This is a genomic window from Pseudoalteromonas amylolytica (assembly GCF_001854605.1).
In the GTDB taxonomy this organism is placed as follows: Bacteria; Pseudomonadota; Gammaproteobacteria; order Enterobacterales; family Alteromonadaceae; genus Pseudoalteromonas; species Pseudoalteromonas amylolytica.
On record NZ_MKJU01000022.1, the window covers coordinates 332,397 to 345,738 of the forward strand.

Annotated in this window: 5 protein-coding genes; all 5 read right to left on the bottom strand. The window is 43.0% G+C overall.

All coding sequences use genetic code 11. The features are described 5' to 3' along the window. Positions 1 to 271: 271 nt before the first annotated feature. Positions 272 to 1,705, bottom strand: coding sequence for a peptide MFS transporter (locus BET10_RS05935; protein ID WP_070984004.1), 1,434 nt, complete (start codon positions 1,703 to 1,705; stop codon positions 272 to 274). A 369-nt stretch (positions 1,706 to 2,074) separates the two neighbouring features. Next, the gene (locus tag BET10_RS05940) at positions 2,075 to 6,142 is read right to left on the bottom strand and encodes a poly-gamma-glutamate synthase PgsB (protein WP_240503652.1); all 4,068 of its coding nucleotides are present in this window, start codon (positions 6,140 to 6,142) and stop codon (positions 2,075 to 2,077) included. After that, positions 6,132 to 10,391 (bottom strand): hypothetical protein, encoded by a 4,260-nt coding sequence (locus tag BET10_RS05945; protein ID WP_070984006.1) that lies wholly within the window; start codon positions 10,389 to 10,391, stop codon positions 6,132 to 6,134. Before BET10_RS05945 ends, BET10_RS05940 begins: the two co-directional genes overlap by 11 nt. After that, positions 10,370 to 11,125: a 3'-5' exonuclease family protein gene (locus BET10_RS05950; RefSeq protein ID WP_070984007.1), complete on the bottom strand. Its 756-nt coding sequence runs from the start codon at positions 11,123 to 11,125 to the stop codon at positions 10,370 to 10,372. The genes BET10_RS05945 and BET10_RS05950 overlap by 22 nt, the downstream gene beginning before the upstream one ends. Next, positions 11,112 to 13,325, bottom strand: a complete 2,214-nt coding sequence (locus BET10_RS05955) for a hypothetical protein (protein WP_070984008.1) — start codon at positions 13,323 to 13,325, stop codon at positions 11,112 to 11,114. The genes BET10_RS05950 and BET10_RS05955 overlap by 14 nt, the downstream gene beginning before the upstream one ends. Positions 13,326 to 13,342 lie beyond the last annotated feature (17 nt).

A 13,342-nucleotide genomic window follows, 5' to 3' on the forward strand; every position in this document is an offset into this window, starting at 1 on the left:
TCAAAGGTTTTACTCTGAAACGGTGATTAAAGTGTTTTGAAATTCTTCAAAGAAGATTTCTGAAAATCCCTAAACTAATAATTATAAAGTGTTTTTTTGTTTGTTGTTCAAGCAAGCGTTTCCAGCCCTTTATCTTCAGTATGGCATTAGAAAGCAGCAGAACAATACATAGACTGTAAGCTTTTCTATACACCAATGTGATTTATGCGTCTTGGATACAAAAAAACCGCGTGCTTTTAACACGCGGTTTTTCATCGTTTACTCTGGATAACTACTGTTTAACAGCAGCAACTTCCAGTTCTTCTGCAAGAATATGCTCTTGGGTGTGAGGCTCATGTTGTCCTTCAGCACCATGCATCCAATCTACTAGGCGATCACTGAGTAAGTACATGGCAGCTGCTGAAAGTAGTGCAGTTGCGCCTAAACCGATAAAGATACTCATTGCGTTGTTCACTGCTTCATGGCCTTCACCAATGAATGAACCAACAAGGCCTGCGATCTTGTTTGCAATCGCTGTACATAGGAACCAAATACCCATTAGTAATGAAGCAAGGCGCAGTGGTGCAAGTTTACTCACCATTGACAGGCCAATTGGTGACAAGCATAGCTCACCTAGAGTATGGAATAGATAAAATAGTACAAGCCACATCATGCTAATTTGCATGGTGCCTTCTCCTGAACCTTCAGTAACCAATGCAAGCATCATCGTTAAGAAGCCAAGTGCTAAGAACACTAAAGCGATGGCAAACTTAATTGGAGAGTTTGGCTCGCGCTTATCTAGCTTTAGCCATATCATCGCAACCAGCGGTGCAAAGATAATGATGAAAAGAGAGTTTAGAGATTGAAACCAAGAAGCAGGCACTTCAAAACCCATTAGCATACGGTCAGTGTAGTCGTTGGCGAAGATATTCATTAGACCACCAGCTTGCTCGAAGCCCATCCAGAAGATGATACTGAATACACTCATTGTGAAAATAACCTTGATGCGGTCTTTTTCAACTTTAGTTAGCGGCTCTTTTTTACCTGTACTTGATTGGGCAGCTGATAGCTTAGCCGCAGGCACCACACCGATGTCGCCAAGATATTTTTTACTTAACACTAATTGCATTATCACTGAGATAACCATACCAATACCGGCTGCAATAAAGCCCGCTTGCCAGTTAATCAATGCTGCTACACCACCTGCTGCAAGTGGGCCAAGTGCACCACCTAAGTTGATACCCATATAGAAGATAGTAAATGCGCCATCACGACGTTTGTCGCCTTCTTTGTACAAGTCACCTACCATGGTAGAGATGTTAGGCTTGAATAAACCATTACCCAAACACAGTAATGTTAGGCCTAGATAGAAAACATTTTCTTCCATGCCAGCTACAACCGCATGAGGTACACCCATAATGAAGTGACCAGCAGCCATTAAAATACCACCAATAATAATAGCTTTACGCTGACCTAAGACGTTATCCGCTAACCAACCACCGAATAGTGGAGTCAGATAAACCGCCATAGTGAAGGTACCGTAAAGGCTCAGCGCGTCAGCATTAGACCAGCCAAATCCGCCGTCTTGGGTCATAGCTACAAGGTATAATACTAAGATGGCGCGCATCCCATAGTAGCCGAAGCGTTCCCACATCTCTGTGCCGAACAACAGGAACAAGCCTTTAGGATGGCCTAGAAACTCTCCTGAATTAGGTAATGAACTCATATGTGCTTCCTAATTAAATCAAATGTGTTGTGAGGCCTTATAATAATCATTACGTGCAAATAGTTATGTAATTTGAACGGGTGGCCAATTAAGTAAATATGCATGATTCAGCGCCTGCTCAGCGATTATCTATGCACTTAAAGCGCGTCAGTATACCCACATGAAATGGAATGGGGAAGTGGTTAAAGCTCAACGGAAAGTAATTATGTTGCAAAAAGGTTTATAGATATATTTTATAAAGTATGCAAACAAGGAGGTATGTTAGACCTTATGACAGCTAAAATTCCTGTGGATTTGGCACGGGCGCTGAAGAGCAAGGCACCGTTTTATGATGCTAACTTCATTGCGTGCTAGGCACTAAATTATTTGTTATTTAAGCTTTTTTCGCGCCATAAGCCAGCCTGGCTTTTGGCTTTGGCTAAGGTGAGTCAGCTCCATGGTAGCCCGTGCTAGCGTGATGCGTGTTGTGGCAATGTCTTTATATATCTGTTGCGCTTGTTTTTTGCGTTGTACAGCGGCGCCAGCTTCTAAAAAAGACTCAATAAGTTGGAAAAAAAATTGCTTAACGGGTGATGTTGATTGAGCTGGTGAATCCGATGACGGGGCTTCGTGGGTATGAGATTTTACTTTCGTAAGCAAACTTTGTAGTTCCGCTTGGCTTAGTTCACTTTGCGCTTGTGGTGCCTTTAATAGGTGGGTGATAGTTTGTTCTAGCGTAGCTGTTTCGAGGGTATTAAAACTCACTTGATGACTGAGCTCACTCAGATACTTTTTAAAGTCATTGGCATTGCATGTTTCTTGACGGAGATTATCACAGCGTTGCTTGGTTTTTTGCCATTGCTGCCAGCTTTGCACATAGCGCAGCCCTATGCCTTTAATATTTTGCATCCCAACAATGAGCTGATGTTGATTGTTACTGCCAAGTTGGGCGATTGTTTGGGTTAAATTATCACTGCTAATTTGTGCATCTTCAATCAATATCAGTTTAGCATTTAGAAGAGCAAGGCACATCTCTACGGTTTCATGCTGCAGCGGTGTATCTAATGTAAGCAACGATTGAGCTGTTTGCCACTGTTGAAAGCGCTCGATAAAAAGCCGCCTATGTCTTTCACATAGGCAAGTTCGCTGCTTGAGTGCTTTTTCAAGTGTTTGTTGTGATTCTAGATCTTGATGAGTCAATTCATCCTCTGGGCAGGATAGGTTGAACCGCGCAAGCATGTCATGATCAGTATGAATAAGTTTTAGCTGTTCTAAAAACTGTGTAATGGTCTGCATATCATTGTTGTTAACAGCTTTTTCGATACGTTCAGACACCGCGGCTCGTAAATATGTGGCGAACCCGCCAATATTAGTGCCCACAACAACGATGTAGTCAAAGCAAATATCTTCCGCCATGATGTGGGCAAACACCTTGGAGCGGGCCACTCTATCATCACGGTTATTGATAAGCGCTATGGTCTGAATATGCCTTTGTTGACTCACTTTTTGTAGTTCAAGTCGCTGCCAGTTTTCCAGAGTTGCTAATCGTTCGTTAGCAGACATTCCGTTCACAAAGGATTGTGTTAGGTCTCCTACCTTCGCTGGAGAGAAATGCTGTAACACACCTATATCAGGCACAATATGTTCTGCGGTAGTTTTGAAGACAAAGTCTTTATCGATACCTATATATTGTGCCATTTTGCAAACCAGTGCGATATTGTCAGGGTGTTCATCGTACGGGTAAAGCGCTCTGATCTCTGGTGTTATTTGAAAACCTTCTCCCCAATGTACTTGAATTAATGTGGAGCTTTTATCTTTGGCGGCGCTTTCTAAAATTGGGGCCATGGTTTGCTCACAGGTAAAAATTTGCGTGTTTTCGCCTACAAAAGCCGACATTTCGCGCGCCACATCAATCCCCGTTGGGCCCAGAATATCTTCGTGATCGGGGTACGCGTTGGTGATAGTGATAAAGTTATCTTTCATCCAGCGACGTAAAATCCTCACATACCGTGGCGTTAAGCCCATACATTCCCATAGGAACACATCAGCATGGACAGATTTGGCAAATTCAAGTACATCACTTTGTTCCCAAATGGTCGCCTTGTTGAAAGGTCGAAATATGGGGATTTCATATTGCTCGCCTGTGATTTTGCTGTATATCATCATCGCTTCACAGCCTGTTGTTTTGGTGATGCAGCGCAGTGCCAATGCACTGAACAAGGCGGCTTTCAATCGCTCAGTACCAGATTTACCTCGCGTGCCCCAGCCGCCGATACTGACAGCAATAGCATTGCGGTTACGAATAATTTTACGACTCACATACAGATGTCGGCCCCAAAAATAGGCGCTAAAAGTCACTACAAAGAATACCAATTGTGGCAGTGTGTTTTGATATACAGAATAGGCGTACTCTTTAAAACTAGACCAAATTGCTATCAAACTGGGGGCGACACTTAATTTTGAATATAGTTGTTTAATGCCTTCTTCAACAGGAAACTGGCAGTTGAGTACATCTCCATACGCTAAAAATCGACATTTGATCCCCAGCTTTTTAAGCGCATCCAAATAAAGCAATTGCTCTTGCTCATTACCTTTACGCAATACATCAATTTTTTGAAAATGTATAGAGATGTAGCTGTAGGCATACAGTCTGCGCCACAGCGTCGAGGGCTTGGTTACTTCTAGGATCCCGTCTGGCGTGTAACTAAAAACAGGCGTCGCTAGATTATCTTGGCTCAATATTGAGAGTATATAATCGAGCAGCGGTAAATGTGCTCGGGCACTGTGCTCGGCCACATGATATAAAGGTTCGCCAGGAACGTTAGTGTCGCTTATCTGCGCGATACTACAGCTTGGAACATGCAGCTGAGCACTGGGCTTTTTGGCTTTAGTATGACTGAACCCTTGACGTTTGTCGGAACTGGAGTGACGTAGCTCATGCAATACTCGCCAAAATCTTCGAGCGATTTTGTAGCCGCTTGTGATGTGCCAGCGCCTGCGCTTGATTTTACCGTTAAAGCCCAGCTGCCGCTGAGCTAAAAAACTCAATACTCTGCCAAGTGTGTGTGGCTCGTTGTCACAGGGTAAAATAATGTCGCCAGTTTCGTTAATCTGGTCGCTTATATTGGCAACCAAAGACTGATTATAGAAACTGACGAGTTGCTCTCTTGCTCGTGTGATATGACGTTTTACGGCGATGGGCTGCTGCTGCGATAAAGCCATATTCAAAGTCTCTATGTAGCGCTTAAATATGGCATCAGGGTCACTGCTATCAAGTTGCATATTGAGCATCAGCCGTGCGCTTTGCTCTATTGCAATGCGTTTAATCGGTATACTGTATTGTCCGAGTAAGGTTTTTTGCCATAGCTTAAAAGCAAAATCACGCTCGCTATAACTGCTATGAGTAAGCTGTTTGATAAGCGTAAAGCGTACTGCATCAGCTGACTCCACATCAAAGCGATTGTTGATGATTGTTATGGCTAGCTCATAGGGCATATTACTGACTTGCTCAAGTAATGCTTGTCGAACTCTGGGGTAGTGATGCTCCGACAGTTGGCTAAGCAGGGCTGTGTCTTTATCCGTCAGCTTTGTTTGTCGAGTTAGAACGCGAGGTAATGCAGCTAAGATAAACAACTGGTCATTATTGGTTTGCTCATCACTTTCAAGCAACATGGCCCACATGTGTACGCGCACAAAAGTTGGCCGTTGATGGATCAGAATTTCTAAGATGTCTATGATGGCAGTGTATGGGCTTAGTTTGTCGTCTAATAATTCAACCAGACGGGCGATAAGATCTGCACTGAGTTCGGTATCAATATTATGTTCTTGAATAAGTGCAACTTGGTTGACCAGTGCTCGAATAATACCGTGGCGGATGAAGGGCGTTTGATGGTGCTCTAACAGGTTCAAAAAAAATGGCTGCAAGTCCAGTGTTTGCCAAGTCTGTGACAATTGTTCCTGATTGATTGAAAGGTAACTTTTACTCAAGGTTCCTAAGCGGGCAATCAAAAATTTGATACTTTGTTCAATCTCGGCCACATGATTTTGATAACGCTCTTTAATCGCTCCTTCGTCAAACCAGCGATTAAAAGCGGCTTTGTCTTCTTTGAGCTGTTGTTTCGTTGCGCCTAGTTTTTCAGCATAATTTAGGATTTGCTTCTGTCGTTCATGCGTTATATCAGTTTTAGACAATCGAGCAACAAACTGCTGATACGTATTCGATAACGATAAAATTTGTGCTTGCTGTTGTTCAATTTTATGCCTGATAAATGAAATGGAATGAAGATGTAACCACGGCTGAATCTCTTCACCATCAGGTTTATTCATCAGCAGGGGCCACTCACACAGCTCATCAATTAAGGTTTGATATTTGTGATGATACAGGTTTATCCAAAATTTTTCGGTGTTCGCGAATAGTAACCCCTGCAATTGTTGTTTTAGCTGTTCTTTATTCATCATTCACCTGCTGCATCAATTGTGTAAACGACAGGGACTGAAATGATTGCTCCGTATAACCAAATGGCCCAAATCCGGTGGATGGCACGTTGCCAAATGTCACTTGAAGCGCCACAGAGTGTTCATCAAGTCGCCAGTTCTGCTCTAAATCCAATGCAATTTTTACAGCCAACTTTGGTGTGATGGCATACCATTTTTGCCAACCTATGCTAGACAAATATTGCCATTGACTCTGCGTTCTGTGTTCATCGCTGAATGCGTAACGAGCAGTCAGTTGTGCGCTCAATATGTGGCCTTGATAGAATTGACTTGCAAAAACATTGAAGCGGATATTATCAAGGCTATACCAGTCTTTGTTACTACTGAGCTGTGCTCGATAAGATAAGCGCTGGTCAACGCGATTTTGATACCCATGCTGATAACCAAAGCGCCAGCCATACGGATGGTTGTGTTTGTATGATGTTAAAATATCCGGGCTTACGCGATTAGATAGTGCCAGATCGCTACTTTTTGCATCGCTGTAAAAATAGTAGGGCTGCATCCACCATTGCTTGACGTGAGTTTCGTCAACCTGCCACCTTTGGCCAACTGCCAATGTTAGTCGCCCAGACAACAGGTTGTTAAACTCTTTTTGCTGTGGTTGCCAGTTTACTTGAAGTTGTGTTTGAGCGTACCAATCACTTTTTTCGGCTAGCCAGTCAGTTCGTCCAATTAATTGATAAGTGTTGTAGTAAACATCATCATGCTGTTTGGCAATACTCAACTTATACCAGTTGCTATTGGCTTTATAGCGAAAGTTTACACCCCACTCATGGGATTGATGTTGTTGTAATTGGTCGTCGAAATTACTTTCACCTTGATGTTCAGCCTTGATATAGCCCGTTATATTGACCGCATCTTGAGTGACAGCATAATTGCTTTGAATAAACGGTTGTAAAGTAGCTGGTGACATGGCGACTTTTGCCCAAGTGGAACTTGTATCGGCATTAGGAGATACAGGGAGTTTGTGATTGTTGTTTGTCATTTGCCAGATAAACGCGCGTAGTAAGCGAGCGTTTTCAACAGCCAGAGTATGTTTTCCTGACGGGTAAAAGCGTTCAACGTGATGGCGTTTGTTGTCGCTTAAATACTCAATCTTCACTAAAGCGTCTTGCGCCAGTTCAATGACCAGTGGTTGTTGTTCATCCGTCAAATAAAAGCGCTGCTTTTGTGCTAAATCTATATTTCGCCAATGCTTTCCTTGCTTTTCCAGTGTCTGTACGCTGAGCAGTTGAGACTGATAGGGATTGTGCCAACGAAGTCTTATAACGCCATTCGCTATATCTGATGTTGTGAGCAAGTGTTCAGTCATTGATACATCGTGTAAGGTGTAATCATAGTGACGCTCACCTGCTTGAATCGTCACTTTTGCGGTTTGTTGTCCGGCGAGTTCCGCCCCTGAGAAATGTATTCGTACCTTACTATTACTCGGTTCTAACTGGCTAACATCAAGAGACAGAGTATGATAGGGGCGCAGCAATATCCCTGAAAGATGAGTATTTTTAGAGGCATGTCTGGTTAATTGCTCGGCTAAGCTCAGCTGCTCAAGATCATCCAATAAGATAAGCTGAGTGCCTAAAAACGCCTTGTATTGGGTGACGTTTTGCCACTGCCCAAAATGTGCAATGCGTTTAAATAATATCATCTCGTCAGGTGTCAATATAGTAGGATCGACGCGGGCGAACAGCGCGGTGAACTGTGCTTCAGTTAGGTTTTGGTTTGAGAGACGCTTTAAGGTATTCGTCAGCTGGGTCTTAACCCCTATCTGAGCACTGCTTAATAGTTGAGAAAAGGGGAGGTGTTGATAATCGGTGGTGATATGGTTTATACCTTGATTTATCAGTAAGTTGTTGTGTAATGCTGAGATATTAATGTAGCTCATTTCACTGGCTGAAATATCAAGCCGCTCATTTGCTTGCAGTTGCACGTACCCCGTCGCAGCGACAGACATTAAGTGCTCTGAACCATCTAGAGTTCTGGAGGAGATGTCTGAAAAAATAGGCAGCATCATTGCTTTGTCACTGAGGTTTAGATGCAACCAAGCGGTACGTTGTTGCCGTGGATTTTGATGTTGCGTGCGCGCACCTATTTTTAAGGTAAGCGGTTGGCGAGCAACGATACGAATGCGCTGGTCTTGCTTTAGTGTATATGCTTGGTATGGTCCTGTTACGCTGTGCAAAGGGCTTTGACCATGGTGATAGATTGAAAATAATGGCGCAGCGTTGGTAGACCCTTTGCTTAGATGAAGGTAGTTTAAATCGGCCAGCAAAGTTGAGTTATGATCTAATTTTTCTCGGTAGTCGTGGCTTAACCACAGAGCAAATTGCCTTTTGCTTTGTGTTTCATAAAGTGTAGGTATGAGCGTAGAGCACTGAGTTAGATACTCTGAAAATAATGTACATAGCCCTTGAATTTTATACTCAAGACTTGCAAGTTGATATCTAGCAAGTAGTTGCTTTGCTGCAAATTGCCGCACGGTTGCGCTTTGGTGTTTGATTAACCCTTCTAGGTAGCGCTGAGCCAGTAGCCCATAGTTGAGTTTATCCAGCACTCTAATTCTTAACACCCAAGCTTCAAACACGATGTCATCATATGCACTATGCACTAGGCGCTTAAGATTTGGCAGTAAGCTCTGGGGAGAGTTGTGCAGTTGTACTGGAGCTTGCTCGATAATATGTCGTTGCTCACGGTAGCTGAGTGTTAGTGTATCTGGTTGTGTCGCTGAGTAGGGCTGCAAAGAGTCAAGGTAAGCTTGTGTCACTTCTTGCTGGTGTTGTGTGAGCTTAGCATAAAGGGCTGGTGACTTTTTAACGAGTTTACCTGGCTGCATAAAAAGCAGCTCACTATCAATCAATGGCGATAGCTCTTGTATAGCTACGGCTACCTCAAGCATTGTTTGTCCAGCGTCTAAAACCAACTGTTGGGCATGGTGAGCGTGGTTAAGCTCAATCCGATGAAATAGCCCTGTATGGTTGATTGCAATAGTATAACTACGCTTACCAAGTGTAGCGGTTAATTCAGTCTGTTGTTGTGCTCTTACATATAGCGTGATTTGTGTTGTGGCATTGACGCTATGCTGCAAATCAAACGTTAATTGCTTATCTAGCTGATGGTGCTCAAGTTCTAAAATACTTTGTATTGGGTATATCGTCTTGTTAGCAAACCGAACACCTTGTAAAGCTAGACTATGCTCATGTTTGGTTTTGGTACGTACGTCACTTTGCTTTGGTGTCAAAAAATTGCGCGTTGTTACCATACCAACAAATTGTTGATGACGTTTGTGTGCTAAAGGCGTCGCTTTAGCGTAATCAATTTGTGTTAGGGGGCGAACATCTTGTTTGACAATAATGCTATCTAACTGATTGGTTAAGCTATTAATCCAATATGGATTTAATAATGATTCTTGTTGTTTTTGTGCGCTGTCAGTATCTAGAAAAGGCCGGTTTGAGCGTGTTATTTGTACCAGTGCATTGCCGTAGCTTTTTAAGGTGAGGGTGCTTTGCGCGGGGACGTCAATGTAATCGTCATGGCTAATGCTTACTGGATGGCTGAAATACTCATCAGCCACTGCATTGCTTAGAGGCAATACGCTAACAGCTTGCTTATCGATAAAAGCGTAAACTTTACCTGTTTGGTGTGGTGAGTCTGTTAACAGCTGTTTGACGGATAATTTGAGTTTTTGTGCCTGTTGAAAAGTAACTGAGACTGTTCGATGGGGCTTCAGGTGATAAAACGTTTCATATTGGTGCGCTTTATTAATCGTGAGTATATCCAGTGGTAACGCTACTGTCTGTTTATAGGGTGAACGATGGTGTAGATATTGGCCTTCTCTAAGCTCTAATGACATGATATCGCTAGTGACATTTTCAATGCTAATCAGCCGATTATCTGCTGCGGCATTTATTTGACATCGTGTTGGTGTACAACTTAATTCATCCTTATACACTCGCCTTTTGCTACCTAGTGTATAGCTTTGCCAGACGAGCAACCGATTGTCGTCTAAATTCGGTAGTTCGAGCCAATGACCCGCTGGTAGAAATAGTTGACGATCTGTATGTGCTGCTAAAGAGAATGTCGCTGGCCCATCTTGAGCTACGTGCCTATCCCCTTGTTGAATAAGCCAAGCAGGTGAACGATGTAGTTTGTGTGGGGAGGCACACACCGTAAGTGTAAACGCCAGCAACACAAAGGCTATCGAATGGATTGCAGACATAAAATAAACTGCTCCATAAGTTGTGATTCCTTTGTTAGGCGTTGGCGCATAATGGCACTGATCTCAATATGATAGAAAGAGTGCGGTATCAGTGGCAGTTGGTGTAGCACGTTTTTTGTTCCCCCAAGTTCAGAGATCTGTTCTGGGTAGTAGAAACTATGAGGGCTGAGCGCGGTTAAACAGCTTGCCAGACGCTGCAATTTTGGCGTGCTTCGCCTACCTTGGCTGACGATAAAGTCTGCTAGTTTTCCCTTGTCGGTTGAACGTTTACTTTGACTAAAGCCATGAAGTTGAAAGACTTTCGCATCTTTGAAATTAGCCTGATAGGCCAGTATCGCATTGTGATGTAAGTTGTTGTGTCTTTTTGATAGATCCATGGATTCTTGGTGTTCATCCTGATGATTTCTATGATGTGAGTTACTAACGAGTAACTGACACATTTGCGCAAATACCGCTTGTCCAATGGGTAGCGTATTTTTATCAAAAAACTGATGTGGTACAGATACAACGCAAGTACTTCCTGCTGGGCGGTACCATAGATGGTTGCCACCTAGTTCATCAGAGTTAGCAACGAGCGTGTGTAACTTTTCTGTTGCAAGGTAGCGCCAAGGAGGCAAAGGCCCCGGCTTTTTAAACCAAGCTTGCAGCTGAGTTACAGATGGTAAGCTTGACTGTGCAAGAGTCTGGCTACTCGCAAAAATCACCAGAAAATAGAATAAATTATGTATCTTCATCTAACCACCAATTTAGTCGTTTCGGCTGTTGTGCATACTCGTCAATAATGTTTATCCAGATATCCGTATCAGAATGAATTACCAGTTGTTCAAGCTGTTTAATATCGTCATTTATCGGTACGGTTACATTTGGATATGGAGTTAATCGGCCAATAGTAGGATGTAGCATAAAAGCTTGAGTAAAGTCGCTCGGGTGCAAGAGTAAGCGCTTCCTTGCGATACTGTAGGTGTGCACAGGGGTGTTATGAAAGACACCCTTTAACCGGTAGTTAAGCTCAATGGCTCGATCGGTCTGTGATGCGACATAAGCTTTAACCACAACACTTTGCGGCAATGTGTTAAAAGACAGTGTGAGCGTTTTGTCGGCCTTGAGTAAAAACAACCGCTGTTTGGCCCAATGTCTATTGAGGCCATGATTTAGATACAGTGTAACCCCTTGTTCGTCGGCGGCCTGTGCTGCACTTATTAAATTGGCTTTTAGCTCTTGAATATAAGGAGGCGTTGAGCGTTGCACTATCAATGTTTGATCCGCCGTTAAGCTTTGTTGGAGCTGTTTGAAGGTATTACCGTCGGCAAGTTTTTTGAAATGAAATGTCTTTGGTTCTAATAGGGCGCGGTAATAGGGTTGTGATGTATTGACCAGCGCGGTGTTTGATACAGGCAGCTGCGCAGTAAGCTCTTTGCTTGAATAAAAAGAGTCTTTATTTTGGAGAGCAGGTGGCGCTAAAAACAGACGTACCTTACTTGTTTTACCTTGTGACTTCAGTGCGTGGTCGTTGTCAGCTTTTTGTGCGAACCAAGCTGGTATCTCAGTAACGTTCCCAGTACTCACGCTACATGCTGGCTTGCATAACGTATCTTGATAGTGAAAATGAGCTTGTCTTGTTTGTAGCTTGACTAGCACTTGCTTATTACTATAAACACGCAGGTATGCCGCTTCTTTTGATAAATTTCGTATATACCAAGGTTGAGAGTCGCTGACTTTTGCTCGAGTTGTGTCAGCAAGTATGATGCGGTCAAATTGCGACAGGTTAGGGGTTATGCTGATACTAAATTGGTCGATCACCTCGCCTTTTGAGTTATAGAGTTTAACCACAACTTGACTGGTTTGATTTGCTCTAAAATCAAATTTTAAATCACTATTGGGTACCGTTGAGTACTTCACATCACTGCCTTTATCTATTTGATAGTAAAGACTATGTAAGGGTGTGACAGGTTGCATATTCTGATAATACCATTTTGATACGACTGTGCGATTAGACGACATGTTTATCATGCCTGGTTTTATCAGAGCCAGCTTATAAAGGTTGGCTGTTGCAGTATGTTCGGGATGAAGCACCAAAGGTGGTGAAATTTCCTCTAAGTCATACCAAGTCAACCTAAGTTGCGTCGCTTGTTCACTCACAAAGTAAATATCCTGTGAGGTATCGACTTTAAGTGATGCGGATAGCTCGCTATCGGTGTAAAAAGCATCTTGATTAACAGGGTTATTGGGAAAATCGTTGCCTAATATGTTGTAAGGTAGCATTTCATACAGTGTGTCACTATCGAAATCAACACCAGGCACACCTTGTGGTGCGAGTTTGTTCCAGTCATAACGAACCGCGTTGGCAATTTCTTCTTCACTGACTGCATTGGGTCCTAGGGTGTGGTAGTGACTGATCCTTGCTCGCCAACTTAGCGGGTATTTTAACCAAGCGCTCATACTATCCTCAACCTTGACGTTTGTTTTTGCGTGAACTCTCGCCACGACCCCTTTGATGGTTTGGCCCTCACTTCGCAGCGAAAGCGCAATGGCCGTCGCATCACTAAAGCGCGCATTATTAATATAAAAAGATTGGCCGGAAGACACACTTAAACTTTCACGCTGTTCGATGATTTGTTTGGCTTTTTGCTGTTCGTTATCTTGGGTAGCATTCGCTGTGTGGTGATATGTTGCGCGATATATCACTCGTTGTTGTTTATCCAACAGTGCGTAGTCAATCGCGTAATCAACGGATTGTTGGTGGCTTTGAACCTGCCCTAAAATGGCGTTTGACAATATTCTTATTGATTCTGTACGAGTAGGAGAAAAGGTATAAATAAGCGGCTTGTGCTCACTTAACCAGTGTACTTTTGAACGTGTTTCATTACCCTGTGTTGCCATCAAAGGTTTAGCGTTACTCACCCAGTTATAAAAAATGCTAGCGAGCCAGAGCATAGCCCCCAAGACTGTTA

Coding starts and splice junctions, on each gene's coding strand:
- BET10_RS05935 (WP_070984004.1), bottom strand. CDS start 1,705: ATGAGTTCATTACCTAATTCAGGAGAGTTTCTAGGCCATCCTAAAGGC.
- BET10_RS05940 (WP_240503652.1), bottom strand. CDS start 6,142: ATGATGAATAAAGAACAGCTAAAACAACAATTGCAGGGGTTACTATTC.
- BET10_RS05945 (WP_070984006.1), bottom strand. CDS start 10,391: ATGTCTGCAATCCATTCGATAGCCTTTGTGTTGCTGGCGTTTACACTT.
- BET10_RS05950 (WP_070984007.1), bottom strand. CDS start 11,125: ATGAAGATACATAATTTATTCTATTTTCTGGTGATTTTTGCGAGTAGC.
- BET10_RS05955 (WP_070984008.1), bottom strand. CDS start 13,325: ATGCTCTGGCTCGCTAGCATTTTTTATAACTGGGTGAGTAACGCTAAA.